Annotated in this window: 19 protein-coding genes; 10 read left to right on the forward strand and 9 right to left on the reverse strand. The window is 66.8% G+C overall.

All coding sequences use genetic code 11. The features are described 5' to 3' along the window. Positions 1 to 132: 132 nt before the first annotated feature. Positions 133 to 1,725: an MASE1 domain-containing protein gene (locus AC5P98_RS03210; protein WP_049405548.1), complete on the reverse strand. Its 1,593-nt coding sequence runs from the start codon at positions 1,723 to 1,725 to the stop codon at positions 133 to 135. 225 nt (positions 1,726 to 1,950) lie between these two features. After that, positions 1,951 to 3,228, reverse strand: coding sequence for an NAD(P)/FAD-dependent oxidoreductase (locus AC5P98_RS03215; protein WP_414934984.1), 1,278 nt, complete (start codon positions 3,226 to 3,228; stop codon positions 1,951 to 1,953). 161 nt (positions 3,229 to 3,389) lie between these two features. Here AC5P98_RS03215 and AC5P98_RS03220 point away from each other — a divergent pair, with 161 nt between their 5' ends. The 7 genes from AC5P98_RS03220 (at position 3,390) to AC5P98_RS03250 (ending at position 11,289) form a co-directional block, all read left to right on the forward strand. After that, positions 3,390 to 4,151, forward strand: coding sequence for a gamma-glutamyl-gamma-aminobutyrate hydrolase family protein (locus tag AC5P98_RS03220; RefSeq protein WP_014646563.1), 762 nt, complete (start codon positions 3,390 to 3,392; stop codon positions 4,149 to 4,151). Continuing rightward, positions 4,148 to 5,545 carry a glutamine synthetase family protein gene (locus tag AC5P98_RS03225; protein ID WP_032960938.1) on the forward strand — a complete coding sequence of 466 codons (1,398 nt, stop codon included), beginning with the start codon at positions 4,148 to 4,150 and terminating at the stop codon, positions 5,543 to 5,545. The genes AC5P98_RS03220 and AC5P98_RS03225 overlap by 4 nt, the downstream gene beginning before the upstream one ends. 92 nt (positions 5,546 to 5,637) lie before the next feature. Beyond that, positions 5,638 to 6,747 (forward strand): polyamine ABC transporter substrate-binding protein, encoded by a 1,110-nt coding sequence (locus tag AC5P98_RS03230; protein WP_014036578.1) that lies wholly within the window; start codon positions 5,638 to 5,640, stop codon positions 6,745 to 6,747. 189 nt (positions 6,748 to 6,936) lie between these two features. Then, the gene (locus tag AC5P98_RS03235) at positions 6,937 to 8,073 is read left to right on the forward strand and encodes an ABC transporter ATP-binding protein (protein WP_032960935.1); all 1,137 of its coding nucleotides are present in this window, start codon (positions 6,937 to 6,939) and stop codon (positions 8,071 to 8,073) included. Further along, on the forward strand, positions 8,070 to 9,002 hold the full coding sequence (locus AC5P98_RS03240) for an ABC transporter permease subunit (RefSeq protein ID WP_049408077.1): 933 nt from the start codon (positions 8,070 to 8,072) through the stop codon (positions 9,000 to 9,002). Before AC5P98_RS03235 ends, AC5P98_RS03240 begins: the two co-directional genes overlap by 4 nt. After that, positions 8,999 to 9,841, forward strand: a complete 843-nt coding sequence (locus tag AC5P98_RS03245) for an ABC transporter permease subunit (RefSeq protein ID WP_005415928.1) — start codon at positions 8,999 to 9,001, stop codon at positions 9,839 to 9,841. Before AC5P98_RS03240 ends, AC5P98_RS03245 begins: the two co-directional genes overlap by 4 nt. An 83-nt stretch (positions 9,842 to 9,924) precedes the next feature. Next, positions 9,925 to 11,289, forward strand: a complete 1,365-nt coding sequence (locus AC5P98_RS03250; protein ID WP_049408076.1) for an NAD-dependent succinate-semialdehyde dehydrogenase — start codon at positions 9,925 to 9,927, stop codon at positions 11,287 to 11,289. A 166-nt stretch (positions 11,290 to 11,455) separates the two neighbouring features. Here the strand turns inward: AC5P98_RS03250 and AC5P98_RS03255 are convergent, their stop codons facing one another. From AC5P98_RS03255 to AC5P98_RS03285, 7 genes are all read right to left on the reverse strand, one after another. Continuing rightward, complete coding sequence (locus tag AC5P98_RS03255; RefSeq protein WP_014646569.1) at positions 11,456 to 12,478, reverse strand: magnesium and cobalt transport protein CorA; 1,023 nt, start codon at positions 12,476 to 12,478, stop codon at positions 11,456 to 11,458. 6 nt (positions 12,479 to 12,484) lie between these two features. Beyond that, positions 12,485 to 13,744, reverse strand: coding sequence for a lipoprotein N-acyltransferase Lnb domain-containing protein (locus AC5P98_RS03260; protein WP_049408075.1), 1,260 nt, complete (start codon positions 13,742 to 13,744; stop codon positions 12,485 to 12,487). Continuing rightward, entirely contained in the window at positions 13,741 to 14,622 is an 882-nt protein-coding gene (locus AC5P98_RS03265) for a CorC family transporter (RefSeq protein WP_014036584.1), read from the reverse strand. Before AC5P98_RS03265 ends, AC5P98_RS03260 begins: the two co-directional genes overlap by 4 nt. Before the next feature lie 64 nt (positions 14,623 to 14,686). Continuing rightward, on the reverse strand, positions 14,687 to 15,253 hold the full coding sequence (locus tag AC5P98_RS03270; protein ID WP_014646571.1) for a hypothetical protein: 567 nt from the start codon (positions 15,251 to 15,253) through the stop codon (positions 14,687 to 14,689). A gap of 77 nt (positions 15,254 to 15,330) precedes the next feature. After that, positions 15,331 to 15,906 carry a hypothetical protein gene (locus AC5P98_RS03275; RefSeq protein ID WP_014646572.1) on the reverse strand — a complete coding sequence of 192 codons (576 nt, stop codon included), beginning with the start codon at positions 15,904 to 15,906 and terminating at the stop codon, positions 15,331 to 15,333. A gap of 77 nt (positions 15,907 to 15,983) precedes the next feature. Continuing rightward, positions 15,984 to 16,469: an rRNA maturation RNase YbeY gene (gene ybeY / locus AC5P98_RS03280; RefSeq protein WP_014036587.1), complete on the reverse strand. Its 486-nt coding sequence runs from the start codon at positions 16,467 to 16,469 to the stop codon at positions 15,984 to 15,986. After that, on the reverse strand, positions 16,466 to 17,452 hold the full coding sequence (locus AC5P98_RS03285; RefSeq protein ID WP_032960924.1) for a PhoH family protein: 987 nt from the start codon (positions 17,450 to 17,452) through the stop codon (positions 16,466 to 16,468). The genes ybeY and AC5P98_RS03285 overlap by 4 nt, the downstream gene beginning before the upstream one ends. 524 nt (positions 17,453 to 17,976) lie before the next feature. Here AC5P98_RS03285 and AC5P98_RS03290 point away from each other — a divergent pair. The 3 genes from AC5P98_RS03290 to AC5P98_RS03300 are packed head-to-tail and all read left to right on the forward strand — an operon-like array spanning position 17,977 to position 20,986. Then, positions 17,977 to 18,933 carry an HlyD family secretion protein gene (locus AC5P98_RS03290; RefSeq protein ID WP_049408071.1) on the forward strand — a complete coding sequence of 319 codons (957 nt, stop codon included), beginning with the start codon at positions 17,977 to 17,979 and terminating at the stop codon, positions 18,931 to 18,933. A gap of 20 nt (positions 18,934 to 18,953) precedes the next feature. Next, positions 18,954 to 19,877 carry an ABC transporter ATP-binding protein gene (locus AC5P98_RS03295; protein WP_049408069.1) on the forward strand — a complete coding sequence of 308 codons (924 nt, stop codon included), beginning with the start codon at positions 18,954 to 18,956 and terminating at the stop codon, positions 19,875 to 19,877. Further along, positions 19,874 to 20,986 (forward strand): ABC transporter permease, encoded by a 1,113-nt coding sequence (locus AC5P98_RS03300; protein ID WP_049408067.1) that lies wholly within the window; start codon positions 19,874 to 19,876, stop codon positions 20,984 to 20,986. The genes AC5P98_RS03295 and AC5P98_RS03300 overlap by 4 nt, the downstream gene beginning before the upstream one ends. Positions 20,987 to 21,063 lie beyond the last annotated feature (77 nt).

The raw sequence follows: 21,063 nt of genomic DNA on the forward strand, positions 1-21,063 counted from the left end.
AGCTTCAGTATCAGACTGCATGGGCACCCGGTGTTCGCCGGGTGCCCATGACGCCCTGGGCCAGGGGGACGAGCGGGACGTTATGCGATTCTGCTGTGTTGGTTCGATCCGGTCGCTTGACTGTGAAATGCACTACTGCAGCGCAGAGGGTGCGGGGCAGCCGTACCGCGATGGAGTACTGGCTACTGCCTCCAGTCTGGTTTCGCGGTCGAGGAACAGAATCCTGACCCGGTTGCGATAGCAGTCAACGGTCCCGTCATAGGGGAGGGTTCGCCCGGTCAGTCGCTCGAACGCTGCCATCGTTGTCTGCTTGGAAAGGCGTCTGCGCTGTTCCAGCAGTGACACGACCATGAGGATTCCGCGCCTGGAGCCCATTCTGCCGCACCTTGCACGAATGCGAATCTGACCACCTTCATGCTTGAGAAGAATGGAGACCGCGTCAATCAGTGTCCGGTAAGCGGCCAATTGCAGTTCCACGCTCAGGTTGCAGGGGTCGCCTTTCAGATCCGGGCGGAGAACGCGCTCCGTCAGCTTCCACGACTCACGGATGCCACCCGCCTGCAGGGCCACGTAAAGCCCAAGATGCTCCAGGCCCGAGGGATAGACCATGCTTGTCTGTTCGCGAAAGAGCCGCGAATGTACATTCGAGGTATGCAGAAGGCTGTTGGCCACTGCGTGATGTCCCTGGGCCTTGAGCCATTCGGCCAGCTCAACCAGCGACGTATCAATGCCGTCGCCGAGCTTGCGAAGGTGCAGGGCACGTTCACGCAGCTCCATCTCGCTGGCCAATTGCGAGCTCCTCGCCAGATGGATGGCGTCCCTTTCCCCCATCTCGCGCAGCCTGTAACGGTGGTAGAAGTGGGTGATGCGTGATCCGAGCAGCAGCAATACGATGCCGCTGATCGCCATGATCTGCTGGGTGATGAAGGCCGCGGGATCGAATGCGGTGGGATGGGTGTTGGGCGTGGTCAGGCCGATGACCATGTTGAGCACCGGCACTGCAAGGGCAGCCCCCTTCCAGCCATACAGGCAGGTAAGCGCGGCCGCGGGGAGTGCCAACAGCAGCAGGAACGTTGCCTTCAATGCAATCCAGTCTGCGGGCAGTTGAGTCGCTGCTATCCCGATCAGCAGCATCGATGAAAGTGCTGCCAGCATCGGGGTCTTTCGTCGAGCGTTCCACTCCTGCCCCACGTCCTGCCGCGCCCACAGCATGGCGATGGGGGCCACCGTCAGAATGCCGATGAAATCACCCACGCTGAAGCGCGCGGCATTGGTCAGGAAGGGTGTGGAAGGAGGTGTTGGCCAGAGCAGATGGGAAAAGCTGAGGTTGAGCAGAGTAATAACGACGCTGGAAGCGGCGGCAATCAACAAGAGGCCGATCGTCTGCGACTCCGCCATCAGTCGCCGTTGCAGCTTCACAATCAGCATCACCGCTGGCATGAGGAATGCGGAGGCAACAATGACCCATGTCAGGCCGTACTTCTCGATCATCGGCACGCGGGACTGTGCAAAGTACGCATATTCGCCCAGCAGCAGGTAGGGCCACAGGCGCGGCGGGCACAACAGCACGGCTGCCACCCGGATGCCGGCTGGCAAATAGAACTGATCCAGCGACAGCTGTCGGGTTGCCCAATAGGCAACTGCATAAAGCAAGGCAATCATCAGGCCAGCCGGACGAATGCGCACCTTCAGCAACAATCCTTCTTTCCACCAGTCCAATCGCACGTCCCCCTCTCCTACGTGTCCCCTGTCAGCATCCATTCGCCGCGGGGCCCGGTTTCTCAGGACGGTATCGGTCTGCGAACGATTATGCAATTGCATAGCTGCGCATTTAGGAAATTGTCCAGCCATCCATCACAGATGTCGCGTGAAAATCTGTGACGTGTGCAGCACGATCAGCGCTGCGGTACGTTTGTCAGAACGTTCAATACAGGTGGAGATGCAGAATCTTCACCACAATGCATCCCGCAGCTTGTACCAGGACATCGCCGCCACCAGCAGCGGCGTGCGCAGCAGCCGGCCGCCGGGGAAGGGCGCATGCCGAAGGCGCTGGAACACGTCCAGGCGCTCGCTCTGGCCGGCAATGGCGGCGGCGATCACCTCGCCGGCCAGCCCGGCGGCGGCCACCCCATGGCCGGAGAAGCCCTGCGCGAAGTACAGATTGCCGTCCAGCCGGCCCCAGTGCGGGGCGCGGTTGCGGGTGATGTCCACGTAGCCGCCCCAGACCTGGTCCAGGGCCACGTCGGCCAGCTGTGGGAACACCTGGTGCATGCGCCGCTGCATCACCCTGCGCAGACCGGGCGGTGGCAGCGCCGAATAGCTGGCACGGCCACCGAACAGCAGCCGGTGGTCGTGGCTGAGGCGGAAGTAGTCCAGTGCCCAGGCGGTATCGGCCACCGCCATGTTGTTGCCGATCAGCGCCCGGGCACGCTCGGCCCCGATTGGCTCACTGGCACCGATATAGGTGCCGACCGGCATGATCCGCCGTTCCAGCTCCGGTAGCAGGCCCTGCAGCCAGGCGTTGCCGGCCACCACCAGATGTGCGGCGCGCACGCTGCCCTGCGCGGTGTGCAGGGCAGGCTGCGGCCCACGCTGCACGCGGGTTACCGCCGAATGCTCGTGGATCACCACGCCGGCTGCGCGCGCGGCGTCGGCCAGGCCACGCGCATAGGCCAGCGGATGCAGGTGCGCGCTGAGCGGATCGAACATCGCGGCGCGGTAGCGCGGGCTGTCCAGCTGCGCGCGCAGGGCATCCCGCTCCCACCACTGCATGGGGTAGTCGTAATGGCGTTGCAGGTGCTCGCAGTTGGCCCGCAGGTCGCGCTCATGGCGCTCGCGGATGGCGACGCTGGCGTGGCCCTCCACCCAGTGGCAGTCGATACCGTGGCGATCGATACGGGTGCGCATCGCCTGCACCGCGTCGCGCGACCAGTCGAACAGGTGGCGCGCATCTTCACGGCCGAGCTGACGCTCCAGTTCGTCCACCTCGCAGCCGTAGCCGACCAGCGCCTGGCCACCATTGCGGCCGGACGCGCCCCAGCCGATCCGCTGCGCTTCCAGCAACACGACGCGCTGGCCACGCGCGGCCAGTTCCAGGGCTGCGGTCAGGCCGGTATAGCCGGCACCGAGCACCGCAACGTCGGCCTGCACATTCCCCTGCAGCGGGGGCAGTGCGGGCGGTTCGGGCAGGCTGGCGGCGTACCAGCTGGGCGGGAACGCGGCACTCACCGCAGGCCTCGCGGGCGCAGTGCGGGAAGGCGAAGCGGAGGAGGACGATCAGCATTCACCCCTCTAGTTTCGCCGATGCGTGACAGCCATGGCGTGACGGCGACGACTTGCCGCCTTCGCCGGACGCCAGGTAACGTGTCGGCACGCCAAGGAGTGTTCCCATGCGCCGCCTGCCCTGGGTGGGCCTGCCCACCGACAGCACCGTGCTCGGCCATCACCGTTTCGCGGTGGCCGGCGAGAAGTACGTGCGCGCGCTGGCCGAGGCGGCCGAGGTGACTCCGGTAGTGTTGCCGAGCCTGCAGCCACCGCTGCCGGCCGGCGACTGGCTGCAGGGGCTGGATGGCCTGCTGCTGACCGGCGCGGTCAGCAATATCGAACCGCAGCACTACGAAGGTGGCCGCAGCTGGCCAGGCAATCCACATGACCCGGCCCGCGATGCCAATGCCTTTGCGTTGCTGCACGAGGCACTGGCGCTGGACCTGCCGGTGCTGGCGATCTGCCGCGGCTTCCAGGAGTTGAACGTCGCGCTGGGCGGCAGCCTGCATCCGCAGGTGCACGCGGTGCCTGGCCTGGCCGACCATCGCGAAGAACCGCAGGCGCCGGTGGAGGTGCAGTATGGGCCGGCGCACGCGGTCACGCTGGCTGCCGATGGCTGGCTGGCGCAGTGGCACGGCAGTGGCCGCGCGCAGGTCAATTCGGTACACGGGCAGGGTGTCGCCCGCCTGGCGCAGGGGCTGCAGGTCGAGGCCGTGGCCGACGATGGGCTGGTCGAAGCGGCACGCAGCCTGCACCATCGTTTCGTGCTCGGCGTACAGTGGCACCCGGAGTGGCGTGTCATGCAGGCGCCGTTCTATCACGCTATTTTCCGTGCGTTCGGCCAGGCTTGCCGGCAGCACCAACAGAACCGACTGGATTCCCGATGAGTTCCCGAACGCGCCCGCGCAAGACGGCCACGCCCCCCGCACCGCAGGAAAGCACGCTGCTGCGCTGGCTGAAGGAGCGGCGCATCACCGAGGTGGAATGCCTGGTGCCGGACATCACCGGCAACGCGCGCGGCAAGATCATTCCCGCCGACAAGTTCTCGCACGACTACGGCACGCGCCTGCCTGAGGGCATCTTCGCCACCACCGTCACCGGCGAGTTCCCTGACGATTATTACGAGCTGACCTCGCCGTCCGACTCGGACATGATGCTGCGCCCCGATCCGGACACGGTGCGCATGGTGCCGTGGGCGGCCGACGCCACCGCGCAGGTCATCCACGATTGCTACACCAAGAGCGGTGAGCCGCACGAACTGGCGCCGCGCAACGTGCTGCGCCGCGTGCTGGCAGCCTACGCCGAGCTGGGCCTGCGCCCGGTGGTGGCGCCGGAACTGGAGTTCTTCCTGGTGCAGAAGAACACCGACCCGGACTTCCCGCTGCTGCCACCGGCCGGCCGCTCCGGGCGCCCGGAGACCGCGCGGCAGTCGTACTCGATCGATGCGGTCAACGAGTTCGACCCGATCCTCGACCTGATGTACGACTACGCCGATGCGATGAAGCTGGACGTGGACACGCTGATCCACGAGTCCGGCGCGGCGCAGCTGGAGGTCAACTTCACCCATGCCGATGCGATGGACCTGGCCGATCAGGTGTTCCTGTTCAAGCGCACCATGCGCGAAGCGGCGATGCGCCACGGGGTGTATGCCACGTTCCTGGCCAAGCCGATGGAAAACGAGCCGGGCAGTGCCATGCACATCCACCAGAGCCTGGTGCGGGTGAGCGATGGCAGCAACGTGTTCGCCGGCGAGACCGATGCCGAGGGCGAGTTCAGCCCGGTGTTCGGCCACTACCTGGGCGGCCTGCAGAAGTACGCACCGCAGGCGATGGCGTTCTTCGCGCCGAACGTGAACTCCTACCGCCGGCTGGTGTTCGGCGAAGTCTCGCCGAGCAACGTCCACTGGGGCTTCGACAACCGCACCTGCGGCCTGCGCGTGCCGCTGGATACGCCGGAGAACATGCGCGTGGAGAGCCGTTTCGCCGGGTCCGATGCCAATCCCTACCTGGCGATGGCCGCGACCCTGGCCTGCGGCCTGTTGGGCATCCGCGAGCGGCTGGCACCGGATGCGCCGGTGACCGGCAGCGCCAAGGAACTGGGCTACAACCTGCCGCGCTCGCTGGGCGAGGCGCTGGACGGGCTGGAGCGGTGCAGCGAGCTGCAGGCCCTGCTGGGCGAGCGCTTCTGCCGGGCCTACATCTCGGTCAAGCGCAAGGAATACGAGACCTTTTTCCGCGTCATCAGCTCGTGGGAGCGCGAGTTCCTGCTGCTGAACGTCTGAGCATCCGGAATAGAAAAATCCGCCGCCGGGGGGTAGGCTGGCACCCGTCGCCGGCCCCGCCGGCCCCCCCTTCCCGCATTCTGGAGCACCCGATGAAGCTGCGTATCCTCACGCTCGGCCTGGCCTCCGCCATGCTCGCCGCCTGCAGCGGTGGCAACGGCGGCGCGCAGGACAGCCAGGTCCTGAACGTCTACAACTACAGCGATTACATCGCCGAGGACACCATTCCGACCTTCGAGAAGGAGAGCGGGATCAAGGTGACCTACGATGTGTTCGACAGTGACGAGATGGTCGAGACCAAACTGCTGGCCGGCAACAGCGGCTATGACGTGGTGGTGCCGACCCTGAACTTCTTCGGTCGCCAGATCCAGGCCGGTGTGTTCCTGCCGCTGGACAAGAGCAAGATCCCGAACCTGGCCAACCTCGATCCGGCGGTGATGAAGCGCATCGCCACCCAGGACCCGGGCAACCAGTACGGCGTGCCGTACATGATCGGCACCACCGGCATCGGCTACAACGTGGACATGCTGAAGCAGCGCTTCGGCGGCAGCGCCGACATCGCCAACAGCTGGGACCTGGTGTTCAAGCCGGAGAACATCAGCAAGATGAAGGACTGCGGCGTGACCATCCTGGACACGCCGGCGGACATGATCCCGATCGCACTGCATTACCTGGGCCTGGACCCGCACAGCGGCGACCCGGCCGAGCTGCAGAAGGCCGCCGACCTGCTGAAGTCGATCCGCCCGTACGTGCAGAACTTCCACTCCTCGCAGTACGTGGGTTCGCTGGCCAACGGCGGTACCTGCCTGGTGGTCGGCTGGTCGGGTGACATCATCCAGGCCCGCGACCGCGCCGAGGAAGCCAGCAATGGCGTGCACGTGGCCTATTCGATCCCGAAGGAAGGCGCACCGCAGTGGTTCGACATGCTGGCGATCCCGAAGGACGCCAAGCATCCGGAAGCCGCGTACGCCTTCATCAACTACCTGCTGCAGCCGAAGGTTGCCGCGGCCAACACCAACTTCATCCACTACGCCAACCCGGTGCCGACCGCGACCCCGCTGGTGGACGAGGCGATCCGTACCGACCCGACCATCTACCCGCCGGCCGACGTGGCCGAGAAGATGTTCACCTACTCGATCAACACGCCGGAGACCGACAAGCTCTACACCCGGCTGTGGACCGAGGTGAAGACCGGGCGCTAAGGGCTGGCTGGCAGGTGGGTGCCGACCGTTGGTCGGCATGCTTTTCCGGCAGGGCCGACCAACGGTCGGCCCCCACCAGATCTGCAGATCCCCCCGGCCCGGTGGGTGCCACCCGTCGCCGTCATATCCCCTGCAGCCCCCGGCCGTTAGAATGGCGGCCGCTGTCCACCGCCCGCTCCCGGAGCCCCCATGCCCGTTGAAGCCCAGCCGGTAGCCGCCGTCGTCGACACGACCGGTGCGCCCGGCTATCTCTCCATTCGTGATTTGCGCAAGGAATTCGACGGTTTCGTGGCCGTCGACGACGTCAATCTGGACGTGCGCAAGGGCGAGATCTTTGCCCTGCTCGGAGGCTCCGGCAGCGGCAAATCGACCCTGCTGCGCTGCCTGGGCGGCTTCGAGACGCCCACCAAGGGCAGCATCACCGTCGATGGCCAGCGCCTGGACGCGCTGCCGCCGTACCAGCGGCCGGTCAACATGATGTTCCAGTCCTATGCCCTGTTCCCGCACATGACGGTCGAACAGAACATTGCCTTCGGCCTGAAGCAGGATGGCCTGGGCAAGGACGCGATCAGCAAGCGCGTCGGCGAGATGCTCGACCTGGTGCAGATGGGCCACCTGGGCAAGCGCAAGCCGCACCAGCTGTCCGGTGGCCAGCAGCAGCGCGTGGCGCTGGCGCGGTCGCTGGCCAAGGGGCCGAAGCTGCTGCTGCTGGACGAGCCGATGGGCGCACTGGACAAGAAGCTGCGCTCGCAGATGCAGCTGGAACTGGTCAGCATCATCGAGTCGTCGGGCGTGACCTGCGTGATGGTCACCCACGACCAGGAAGAAGCGATGACCATGGCTACCCGCATCGCGGTGATGGATGCCGGCTGGATCCAGCAGGTCGGCAAGCCGGACGAGGTCTACGAGCAGCCGGCCAACCGCTTCGTCGCCGAGTTCATCGGCTCGGTCAACCTGTTCGACGGGGTGATCGACGAGGACCTGCCCGAGTACGTGACCGTGCGCTCGCCGCTGTTCCCGGCACCGATCTACATCGCCCATGGCATCACCTGTTACGAAGGGCAGCCGGTCGCATTCGCGCTGCGCCCGGAGAAGGTGATGATCGGCAAGGACGAGCCGGATGGGCACACCAACAAAGCGCAGGGCGTGATCGAGGACATCGCCTATTTCGGCAGCCATTCGGTCTACCACGTGCGGCTGCCCAGCGGCGCCAAGGTGCTGGCCAACTTCGCCAACTCGCAGCGCTGGGCCAGCGACGGCCTGACCTGGGGTGACAGCGTATGGGTGCACTGGCGTGACAACGACGGCGTGGTGCTGACCTCATGAGCGTCGCCGGCCTGAAGCGCTGGCTGCCGGGGCTGCGTGCCACGGTGATCGGCATTCCGTACCTGTGGCTGCTGCTGTTCTTCGCAGTGCCGTTCCTGATCGTGCTGATGATCAGCTTCTCGCTCAGCCGGGTCGGCTCGCCGCCGTATACCTGGCTGCTGCAGTACGCCGACGGCGGCTTCTCGCTGAAGCTGAACCTGGAGAACTACCTGGCGCTGTTCCGCGATTCGATCTATGCGCAGGCGTTCCTGAGCTCGATCAAGATCGCGGCGATCTCCACCTTCTTCACCCTGCTGATCGGCTATCCGATGGCCTATGCCATCGCGCGCCTGTCGCCGGCCGCACGCAACGTGGCGATGATGCTGGTGGTGCTGCCGTCGTGGACCTCGTTCCTGATCCGCGTGTATGCGTGGAAGGCAATCCTGGACCGCAATGGCCTGCTCGACCAGTTCCTGCAGTTCACTGGCCTGCAGACGCTGATGACGTCGATGGGGCTGCCGAAACTGCAGCTGATCGATACGCCGACCGCCGCCTACATCGGCATCGTCTACTGCTACCTGCCGTTCATGGTGCTGCCGCTGTACGCCAACCTGGTCAAGCATGACCACCGCCTGCTGGAAGCGGCCTACGACCTCGGCGCCAAGCCGTGGCAGGCGTTCCTGCGCATCACGTTGCCCTTGTCCAGGGCCGGCATCATCGCTGGCTGCATGCTGGTGATGATCCCGGCGGTGGGTGAGTTCGTGATCCCGGAAATGCTCGGTGGTTCGGAGACGCTGATGGTGGGCCGCCAGTTGTGGAACGAGTTCTTCAACAATCGCAACTGGCCGGGCGCTTCGGCGATGGCGGTGGCGATGATCCTGTTGCTGCTGGTGCCGATCCTGCTGTTCAACCGTTCCCAGCAGCGCCTGCTGGAAGGGAAGCAGGCATGAGCCCGCGTACCGCCAAGGGCCTGGGGCTGGGCGTGCTGCTGCTCGGCTTCGCCTTCCTGTACCTGCCGATCCTGTTGTTGATGTTCTACTCGTTCAACAGCTCGCGGCTGGCGATGGTCTGGGCCGGGTTCTCCACCCGCGCCTACAGCGACCTGTTCGCCGACCGCGCGCTGATGGACGCGATGTGGACCAGCCTGGTGGTGGCGTTCTGGACCGCCTGTACCGCCACCGTGCTGGGTACGCTGGCGGCGATGGTGATGACCCGCTTCAAGCGATTCCGTGGCAAGCCACTGTTCGGCGCGCTGGTGACCGCGCCGCTGGTGATGCCGGACGTGATCCTGGGCTTCTCGCTGATGGCGCTGCTGGCATCGATGGGCGCGATTCCCGGCTTCCCGGCGCGTGGCCTGGCCACCATCTGGATCGCGCACGTGACCTTCACCCTCTGCTTCGTCACCGTAGTGGTGTCCTCGCGCCTGCAGGAAATGGACCTGTCGCTGGAAGAAGCGGCGATGGACCTGGGCGCCAGCCGGTTGACCGTGTTCACCCGCATCACCCTGCCCATCATCGCGCCGGCGCTGGTGGCGGGTTGGCTGCTGGCCTTCACCCTGTCGCTGGATGACGTGGTGGTGGCCAGCTTCGTGGCCACGCCGGGCTCGACCACGCTGCCGATGAAGGTGTTCGCTTCGGTGCGCATGGGCATCAGTCCGAAGATCAACGCGTTGGCCACGCTGCTGGTGTCGGCGGTGTCGATCGCTGCGGTGATCGGCTGGTACATCAATGCCCGCGCCGAGAAACGGCGCCAGCGCGACCTGCAGCTGGCGCGGCAGGACAACGGCTGAGCACACGGCCTGTCGACAGCGCCGGCAACACCCGGCTCACGGACAGCGGCGCACAATGGGGGTCTTCCAGATGGAGATCCCCCATGACCGTCGAGATAATCGACCCGGCCACCGGCCAGGTGACCTACCGCCATGAACTGATGGGCGCTGCTGACATCGAGCAGCGCCTGCAGGCCGCCGCCGATGCCTTCCCCGGCTGGGCCGATCGCTCGCTGCAGGATCGCGGCGCCGTCCTTCGCCAGATCGCCGCGCAGCTGCGCACGCGTCGCGACGACCTGCAGCAGGCGATGACCCATGAGATGGGCAAGCTCAAGGCCGAGGCGCTGGCCGAGGTCGACAAGTGCGCTGCCGCCTGCGAGTACTACGCCGACCACGCAGCCGACTATCTCAAGCCGCAGCTGATCGACACCGAAGCCCAGCGCAGCTACGTGCGTTACGAGCCGATCGGCTGCGTGTTCGCGGTGATGCCATGGAATTTCCCGGTCTGGCAGGTGTTCCGTTTCCTGGCACCGGCGTTCATGGCCGGCAACGTGGCCCTGCTCAAGCACGCCAGCAACGTGCCGCAGTGCGCCGACCTGATCCTGGCGGTGTGTCGTGACGGAGGCCTGCCTGAGGGCGTGTTCGACGTGCTGCACATCGACAACGACCAGGCTGCCGAGGTGCTGCGCGACGCACGGGTGAAGGCGGTGACGCTGACCGGCAGCGAACGGGCAGGGCGCTCGATCGCCTCCAATGCCGGCAGCCAGCTGAAGAAGTCGGTGATGGAGCTGGGTGGCAGCGATGCCTTCGTGGTACTCGACGATGCCGACCTCGACAAGGCCGTGGCGGCGGCGGTGAAGTCGCGTTTCGACAACAGCGGGCAGACCTGCATTGCGGCCAAGCGCTTCATCGTGGTCGATGCGGTGGCCGATGACTTCACCCGACGCTTCGTTGAAGCCGCGGGCCAGCGCCAGTATGGCGATCCCAGTGAGCGTGGCACCACGCTGGCGCCGATGGCCCGTGCCGATCTGCGCGACGAACTGCACAAGCAGGTGCAGGCCAGCGTCGCCAAGGGCGCGCGCGTTCTGGTCGGCGGCGAGCCCATTGCCGGCACCCATGCGGGCTATCCGGCGACCGTGCTCGATCAGGTCGGCCCAGGCATGCCTGCCTACGACGAGGAGCTGTTCGGGCCGGTGGCTGCGGTGATCCGGGTCAAGGATGAGGCCGAGGCGCTGCGCGTGGCCAACGACACCCGCTTCGGCCTGGGCGGCAGCGTGTGGACGCGCGACCCGGTGCGCGGCGAAGCCTTCGCGCAGCGCATGGAATGCGGCGCCGCGTTCGTCAACGCCATCGTCAAGAGCGACGCTCGGCTGCCGTTCGGTGGCAGCAAGCAGTCCGGCTTCGGCCGGGAGCTGGCCGACCACGGCATCCACGAGTTCATGAACATCAAGACCGTCTACGTGGCTTGATGCCGAACGGTAGTGCCGGCCACTGGCCGGCATTGCCCTGGTTGCCGGCCAGCGGCCGGCACTACCAGAAGCGGGGCATGTGCCACGACCAACGGTCGCGGCCTACCGGATTGCCGGGTATCGACACCCCCGTGCATGGTGGGTATCGACCGTTGGTCGATACGCGCTACAACCACTTCGCGCGCTTGAACAACCGGTACAGGCCCACGCACACACCGCCCACGCCGACAATCATCAGCGGATACGACCACGGCTGGCTCAGCTCGGGCATGTGGCTGAAGTTCATGCCGTACCAGCTGGTGATCAGCGTCGGCGCTGCCAGCAGTGCGGCCCATGCACCCAGGCGCTTGACCGTCTCGCCCTGCGCCAGCGTCACCAGCGACAGGTTCACGCTCAGTGCGGTGCCCAGCATCTCGCGCAGGGTGTCGATCACATCGCTGATGCGTACCGCGTGGTCATGCACGTCGCGCACGTAGAGCTTCACTTCATCGGGAATCAGGTCACCCTGGTAGCGGCGCAGCTGCGCCAGCACATCCTGCAGCGGTGCCACCGCCATCCGCATCTTGTTCAGTTCGCGCTTGAGCTCGTAAAGCCGTACCACCGTGCTGCGCTTGTAGCTGTCGGCAAAGATGTCCTTTTCCAGCAGGTCCAGGGTGTCGCGGAAGCGGTGCACGATCGGCAGGTAGTTGTCGACCACGAAGTCGGTCACCGCGTACAGGCAGTACGACGGGCCCATCTTCAGCAGCTGCGGTTCACGCTCGACCCGTGCACGCACCGGGGCGTAGGACAGCGAGGCGCCGTGGCGCACCGTCACCAGGAAACGCGGGCCGAGGAAGGCGTGGGTTTCGCCGTACTGGATGCGTTCGTCCACCATCTGCGCGGTGGTCACCACCACGAACAGCGAATTGCCGTAGGTCTCGACCTTGGGCCGCTGGTGCGCATTGCGCGCGTCCTCGATGGCCAGGTCGTGCAGGCAGAACTCTTCCTGCAGTTTCAGCAGCACATCGTCGTTGGGGTCGTACAGGCCGACCCAGACGAAGCCGTTGCCACTGGCAATGACATCGCTGATGGCATCCAGGCTGATGTCGTGGCGTTTGCCGTCGTCATCGTAGTGGACGCAGTTGATGACGCAGGCGGGGTTGGCCGAGGCAGGGGCGGAAGCGGAGGCGGGCAATGACATGCCCGCCATCGTGCGTCAGTGCCGTGTTTCGGACAAGTGAGGACGGCGCCCCAGTACCCATGCCAGCGCGACGTGGACGGGCAGCAGAAGCACGATCCACTGCACGTTGTACTGCGCCTGCAGGCTCAGCCAGTGCAGCACCAGCGCCGCCACGGCCTGCACCGCCAGCAGCCACAGCACGACCCTGAACATGCGGCCCGGCGCGCGCCGGCGCAGCAGCGCGATCGCGCCTGGCAGCAACAGCACGGCTAGTGGCGAAAGCAGCAGCAGGTTGCGGTTGGCCCAGGCGGCGTAGTGGGTGCTGAAGCCCCACAGGAACACCAGCAGGCTGCCGGCGATGGCACACAGCAGCCAGAACGGCAGGGCCAGCCCGGCAAGCAGGCGCGGCCGGCTGCGCAGCGCCAGTATGCCGGCGGCGATCACCAGGCCACACAGCAGCCACGGCCACCAGCGGCGCGCGAACTCCTTCGGCTCCGGGTCGATGCGGTGCGGCAGCAGTTCCTGTTCGGACTGCACCAGCGGCCGGCCGTCGCTGTTGCGCGCCTGGCGCAGCGCGTCGGCCAGGCGCATCGGCACGAAGGCTTCCTGCCAGCGCGACAGCGGCTGGTCGGCGAACGGACCGAGGCCGACATCGAAGCCCAGCCACATCCACGGTGCCGGCGAGGCCAGGCGCACCGATTCACTGCGGTAGGTATTGCCGCGCGAGCGCCCCGACAGCTGCGACTGCAGGCCGCCATCCAGCGCCTTGTTCACCGTGTCGCGTACCATCGTGGCGCAGTTGGCGGTGTAGTAGTCGTAGTGGTAGCGCGCGTTTTCCGGCTTGGCGCGCTCGGCCAGGTCGGCGGCCAGTGCACGTGCCTGCTCCGGGCGCAGGTCCAGCCACTGCACGCTGGCGCCGCGGCCGGTCTCGTCGTAGTACGACAGGTCCTGCTGCAGCGGCAGCGCCACCAGGTAATACATCATGTCGCCGCGCACGAAGCGGCTGATGAAGTCGTCCTCGGACGGATCGAAGTAGCCGAAGTTGTACGAGGTCGCTTCGCCGCTGAGCGGATCGATAACGACGATGGCGTCGTGGCCGAAGCGCTCGAAGAACACCGTGCCCGGCTGCATGGTCACCACCCCGATGCGCGGGGCGGGAGCCTCGGCGCTGGCGGCGGGTGCAGCAGGAGCGGGTGCCGCCGGCTGCGCGAAGGCGGCCAGCGGCAGGGCCGTGGCCAGCACGCACAGTGCCAGCCACAGCCTCAGGCGCAGTGCCAGGAGGGCGCCGCGCTTCAAGCGTCGTCCTGCGCGTCCGGCGGCAGCACGGTCACGTGGAAGGCCTGGACCCGGCGCGCATCGGCGCGGGCCACGCGGAACATGAAGCGGTCCAGCGCCAGCTCGTCACCGACTTCCGGCAGGTGGCCCACGGCCTCGGTGACCAGGCCACCGATGGTGTCGTAGTCCTCGTCGGAGAAGGTAGCGCCGAAGCGTTCGTTGAAGTCGCCGATCGGGGTCAGCGCGTCGACCACGTACTGGCCGTCGGACTGGATGGCGATCTGCGCCGACGGATCCTCGGCCTCGTCATGCTCGTCGTCGATCTCGCCGACGATCTGTTCCAGCACGTCCTCGATGGTGACCAGGCCGGCGACACCGCCGTACTCGTCGACCACGATGGCCATGTGGTTGCGTGACAGGCGGAATTCCTTCAGCAGCACGTTGAGCTTCTTCGCCTCCGGGATCAGCACTGCCGGGCGCAGCAGCTCGCGCACGTTGGCCGGGCCGTTGTCGGCGACCACGCCGCGCAGCAGGTCCTTGGCCAGCAGGATGCCAAGGATGTCGTCCTTGTTCTCGCCGTGCACCGGGAAGCGCGAATGGCCGGATTCGACCACCTGCTTCATCAGTTCCAGGAAGGGCGCTTCGACCGGCAGCGAAACCATCTGCGAGCGCGAGATCATCACGTCGCCCACGGTCAACTCGGCCACCGAAATGGCGCCTTCCATCATCTTCAGGGTATCGGCGGCGATCAGGCCCTCTTCCTGCGCGGTGTGCAGGACAGCGACCAGCTCGTCGCGGGTATGGGGTTCGCCGGAGAAGGCGGAGGTCAGGCGTTCAAGCCAGCCGCGCTTCTTTTCACTGGGCTCCTGTGCGGAGCTACTACTGTCGTCTTCTGACATCTCTGGAAAAAGGGCACCCGGCAAGCCGGGCGTTGGCCCAAGTCTAGCAGGATGTGGCGGCCTGTCAGTGACCGTCGCTGCCCGGTCCGGTGATCGGCGGCGGGGCCAGTTCAGGCCGGGCGGGGGCTTCTTCCTCGGGCAGGTCCAGGCTGTAGGTGCAGCCGGCCAGGGTTTTGCCGGGATGGGAGGCCACGGTGGAGACGCTGAGGATGATCGACTCGATCCGGGCCTCGCCGGTCTTCGGATCGGTCACGTCGCGGCTGACCAGCTCGCGGCCGGCCATGAACTTGCCGTCCTGGTCGTAGCCGGTCTCCAGCCCCAGCTGCCTGGCCAGCGGCCGCGGATCGGCCTGGTCGAGGATCGCCATGACGCTGGACCCGGCCACGGCGACCCGTTCGGTGCGGGCGCCGAACACGCTGATCGGCTGGGCCAGCCGGTACTCGCTCATGAACTGGTTGCCCTGCGGCAGCGGCTGCAGGCCGTGGGCGACGGCTTTCAGTGGATCAGCCAGCAGGGGCGCCAACGCGGCCTGCTCGGCCACGCCCTGGCGGCATTCGATCAGCGCCGGCAGGTCCAGGGCAGCGGCCGGGGCGGACACGGCGAGCAGCAGGGGCAGGGCAATACGCAGCACGGGCACGGGATCCGCAACGGAAGGCAGGCCGGTGATCGTACCGGTCCCGGCCAGCCATCGCGAGCGCCCCAAGGCAATCAGGGCGGATGCCTGCGCGTGGTCGCTGGGTACCAGCGCAGCCTGACCGGATAGCCCAGTTGCACCTGCAGGTGATCGCGCACGGCCGCCGCCGTCGCGCGGTTGGCCGGGGTATCCCGCAGCTCAACCTCCAGTTCCCCGGTCGTGACATCCAGGCTATAGCCGAACAGGTCGGGCAGCTGGGCCAGCAGCCAGTCCCGCTGTGCGTGCAGGCGGCGCTGCATCTCCGCTTCGGTCATCGCGGCGCCGGTGATGTAGCGCACGCGTTGCGGGCCATCCGCCCCTGGATGTGTCTCATCGGCCGCGGGTGCTGGGCCAGTCAGTCGAACGACGACGTTCCAACCTGCCGCGTTGTCCACCCAGATTCCGGCGAGGCGTGCCGCGTGGCGCGCTTTCAAACGTTCCATCAATGCGTGCTGCTGCGCCTCGGCGACCGCCTGACGCGCCGTCTGTTGGCTGACGTCAAAGAACGCCTGCACCTCGGCGACCTTGGCGGCAATGTCGGCGGCGCTGTCGCTGGCCGGGAACGGCGACGGTCGTTCCCGGCCGGGGTCGATGCCCGGGGCAGTGGTCACCTGCAGAAGAGCGGCGATGAGTGCGGGCAGCAGCGCGATGGGCGCGTCCTCCGTGAAGATCCCGGTGTGCGTGGGCCTCAGCGCTCGCCGGCGTAGGGGTCGGCGATGCCGAGCTCGGCCAGGATCTCGCGCTCCAGCTGTTCCATGGCGTCGGCTTCCTTGTCGTCCTCGTGGTCCCAGCCGAGCAGGTGCAGCACGCCGTGCACGGTCAGGTGTGCGTAGTGGGCGTTGAGCGCCTTGCCCTGTTCATCGGCCTCGCGGGCCACCACCGGTGCGCAGATCACCAGGTCGCCCAGCAGCGGAAACTTCACGCCCTTGGGCAGCCCTTCGGGCACTTCGGCCGGGAAGCTGAGCACGTTGGTCGCGTAATCCTTGCCGCGATAATGGCGGTTCAGTGACTGCCCTTCCTTGGCATCGACCACGCGGATGGCCAGGTCGGCTTCGCGGATGCGGCCTTTCAGCGCAGCAGCCACCCACTTGCGGAAGCTGACCGCCGCCGGCAGGCCGGTGCGCGGCAGGGCATAACTGACAGCGACGTCCAGTCGCACGGGACCACGGGTCATGGAGTTGCTCCAGGTTGGATCTGATGCAGGTCACGGCGATCGTAGGCGCTGACGATGCGCGCCACCAGCGGGTGGCGGACTACGTCGCGCGACTCGAAGAAGGTGAAGCTGACGCCCTCGACCTCGCGCAGCACGTCGATGGCATCGCGCAGGCCGGACTTCACGTGCTTGGGGAGATCGGTCTGGGTCAGGTCGCCGGTGACCACGGCGGTGGAACCGTAGCCGAGGCGGGTCAGGAACATCTTCATCTGCTCGATGGTGGTGTTCTGTGCTTCGTCCAGGATCACGAAGGCATCGTTGAGCGTGCGGCCACGCATGTAGGCCAGCGGCGCGATTTCGATGACGTTCTTTTCCAGCAGCTTGACCACCTTCTCCACGCCCATCATCTCGTAGAGGGCGTCGTACAGCGGTCGCAGGTAGGGATCGACCTTCTGGCTCAGGTCACCGGGCAGGAAGCCCAGCTTCTCGCCGGCCTCCACCGCCGGGCGCACCAGGATCAAGCGCTGCACCCGTGATTCGTTCAGCGCTTCGACCGCGCTGGCCACGGCAAGGAAGGTCTTGCCGGTGCCGGCCGGGCCGATGCCGAAGTTGATGTCATGCGTGGCGATCTGGTGCAGGTAGCGGCCCTGGTTGGCACCGCGACCGCGCACCGTGCCGCGCTTGACCTTGATCGCCACCTCCTGCGCTTCGTAGGAGCGTTCGGCGATCTGCTCGACGTTGGCCTGCGCCAGGCGCAGGTGGATGGCGTGGTTGTCGAAGGTGGTTTCGCCGGCTTCGGCGTACAGCGCTTCAACCAGCTTCTGCGCCTCGACGATGGCTTCGTTGGGCCCGCTGATGCGGAACACGAAACCGCGGTTGGCGATCTCCACGCCGAGCTTCAGCTCGATCTGGCGCAGGTGCCCATCGAAGGGGCCGCACAGGTTGGCCAGCCGCTCGGTGTCTTCCGGCGACAGGGTGAAGTCTCGATGTTCGATGCTTTTCATTGCCTTGGGTGGGGCGGAAGCCTTCCACCGCAGTGTATTCAGGGAGGACAAGGGTAGCGCGCGCAGCGGGCGCGCGGCCAGCACGGGGTCGATACATGCTTTTCCACACCCGGTGTGGACGGGGGCTGCGGAAACCTGTGGATAGACCTCTACAGTGCTTGTGCCACAAGCGTCATGAGGGGGTGGTGAAAAAATCGTCACGGACCCGGGCGTGCCGGCACCCGCAGGACGGGCGGACCGGGAGGGAGGGCACGTCGCAGCGCGTGGCCGAGAACTTCCAGGGCACGCCGGCGTTCTTCGTGATCGCAGCGCAGGTTCCGCTGCCAGGCGAGCAACAGGATCCCGTGTTGCCGGTTTTCCACACCGGTTGTGGAATGATGCCGAATCAACCTGTGGATAGGTGGCGCGGAGCCTTGCAGCCAAAGGCTCGCCAACGCATGGTGAAAAAACCGTCAGGGCTGATCGGAATCATTGAGGGTGCACGGGGCGGATGGCACCGTGGCGCCGTCGCAGGAGGGGATGGCATGGGCATCGGCAACGGGATGCGTGGAATCGGATTGGTGGGTATCGGCCTGCTGGCAGGGTGTGGGCAGGCGCCGCCTGCAGCGCTCGGCACGCTGGAGTGGGACCGGATCACGGTGCCGGCGCCGGCGGCCGAAGTGATCGCCACGGTGGAGGTGCGCGAGGGCCAGCAGGTCAAGGCCGGAGCAGTGCTGATGCAGCTCGACCCCGCCCGCGGCGACGCGCAGTTCGCCGCGGCGCAGGCCGACACGGTGCGCGCGCAGGCCCAGCTGGAAGAACTGAAGATCGGTCCGCGCCAGGAACAGATCGCGCAGGCCCAGGCGCAGCTGGCCGCGTTGCGCGCGCAGTCTGCTGAAGCCACGGCCTACTACCGTCGGGTGCAACCGCTGGCACGCCAGCGCCTGATCGCCGCCGCCGAGCTGGACCGTGCACGGGCGGCTGCCGGCAATGCCGAGGCCAGCGTGCGGGCCGCCGAGCAGGTTTGGCTGGAGCGGGTGCACGGCAGTCGCGCGCAGGACATCACCCAGGGCCAGGCGGCCGCCGACGCCGCACAGGCGCAGCAGGTGGTGCAGGGCGTCAACCTGCAGAAGCTGCAGCTGCGCGCACCGCGCGATGGCGTGGTCGATGCCTTGCCCTACCGGCAGGGTGACCAGGCACCGATCGGGGCGCCGCTGGCGGTGATGCTGGTTGGCGAGCGCCCCTATGCACGCGTCTACCTGCCGCAGCCGCTGCGCCTGCAGGTCAAGGTCGGGCAGGCCGCGCAGATACAGCTGGAAGGCGGCAGCACCGTGCTGAAGGGGCACGTGCGCTCAATCCGCAGCGAGCCCTCGTTCACCCCGTACTACGCACTGACCGGTGATGACGTCGAGCGCCTGAGCTATCTGGCCGAGATCGAAGTGGACACGGCCACCGACATGCAGAAGCTTCCGGCCGGACTGCCGGTGCAGGTGCGCTTCTGAACACCGGCGACGACATCGCGGTGCATGCGCAGGGCTTGACCCGCCGCTTCGGCGATCTTCTGGCCGTGGACAATGTCGACCTGACTGTGCCGCGCGGGCGGGTGTACGGCTTCCTGGGGCCGAATGGATCCGGAAAGTCGACCACCATCCGCATGCTGTGCGGCCTGCTGGAACCGAGCGCTGGGCAGATCGAGGTGCTGGGGCTGCAGGTTCCCGAGCAGGCCGAAGCACTGCGCCGGCGCATCGGCTACATGACCCAGCGCTTCTCGTTGTATGAGGACCTGTCGGTGCGCGAGAACCTGGAATTCCTCGCCGCCATCCAGGATCTGCCACGCGCGCAGGCCCGGCAGCGGGTCGACGAACTGTTGCAGCAGTACCGTCTGCTGGACCGGCAGCCGCAGCTGGCCGGAACCCTCAGCGGTGGCCAGAAGCAGCGCCTCGCCCTGGCCGGCGCCGTCGTGCACGCGCCCGAGCTGCTGTTCCTGGACGAGCCGACCAGCGCGGTCGATCCGGAATCGCGCCGTGATTTCTGGGAAGCCCTGTTTGAACTTGCCGACGCCGGTACCACCGTGCTGGTGTCGACCCACTACATGGACGAGGCCGAGCGCTGCCACCGGCTGGCAATCCTGGACCGTGGTGCGCTGGTCGCCGATGGCACGCCGGCTGAGCTGTGCGCACGGCTGGACGGCCGCACGTTGCAGGTCACGTCGTCGCAGCCGCGGCAGGCCAGCCGCGCACTGTCTGAGCTGCCCGGTGTGCTGAGCGTGGCGCAGATCGGCACCCAGCTGCGCGTGCTGTGCAATGAGGGCGCAGCGGACGTCGCAGTGCTGGCCCGTGCACTTGCCAACGCTGACCCGCAGGCCCGCATCCAGACGGTGGCGCCGAACCTGGAAGATGTGTTCGTGGCCGCCACCCGTGGCCGCGGCCGGGAGCCGGCGGCATGAACCTGCGCCGGCTGTGGGCGATCATGCTCAAGGAGCTGCGGCAGCTGCGCCGCGACCGCATCACGCTGGCGATGATCGTTGGCATTCCGGTGATGCAGCTGTTGCTGTTCGGCTATGCGATCAACCTCAACCTGCGTCATCTCGATGCGGGTGTCGCCGATCAGGCCAACAGCGCCGCTTCGCGCGCGCTGGTGCAGGACATGGTGGCCACCGGCGTGATCACGCCGCGCAGCGAAGCCTACACGCCTGCCCAGCTGATGCAGGCGCTGCGCCGTGGCGAGATCAGTGTCGGCATCGTGGTGCCGGCCGACTTCGAGCGTCGCCGCTTCGATGGACGCGAGGCGGTGCAGGTGCTGGTCGATGGCAGTGACACCGTGGTGCAGAGCGCGGCGATCCAGCTGGCGCAGGTGCCGCTGGACACGCGCCCGACCAGCAACACCCGTCCCCTGCGCGAAGGCAGCATCGCCAGTGGTCCGGTCAGCGTGACCAGCTTCTACAACCCGCAGCGGCGCTCGGCGGTGAACATCGTACCGGGCCTGATCGGGGTGATCCTGACCATGACCCTGGTGATGTTCACGGCGGTAGCGGTGGTGCGCGAACGCGAGCGCGGCAACATGGAACTGCTGATCGCCACGCCGGTGTCGCGCAGCGAGCTGATGGTCGGCAAGGTGCTGCCCTATGCGGCCATCGGCCTGCTGCAGACCACGCTGGTGCTGGTGCTTGGCACGTGGCTGTTCGAGGTGCCGATCCGCGGCAGCCTGCTGGACATCTATCTTGCCGCGGTGCTGCTGGTGCTGGCCAACCTGGCGCTGGGCCTGCTGATCTCAACGCGTGCGCGCTCGCAGTTCCAGGCGATGCAGATGACGCTGTTCCTGTTCCTGCCCTCGATCCTGTTGTCGGGCTTCATGTTCCCATTCGCTGGCATGCCATCGCCGGTACAGTGGCTGGCCGAGGTGCTGCCACTGACCCATTTCCTGCGCCTGGTGCGCGGCATCATGCTGCGCGGTGCCTCGCTGTGGGAACTGTGGGCGGATGCGCTGGCGCTGCTGGCCTTCATCGTGGTGATGATGACGCTGGCGATCCTGCGCTTCCGCAAGCGCCTGGATTGAAGGCAGGGGGTCGGATCCCCGCAGGGGCTCCGAACCCAATTTATCGGGCCGGCGGGCCGGAGCCCCTTTGGGGCTCC

The organism is Stenotrophomonas sp. YJH_SMC_135, assembly GCF_059372355.1.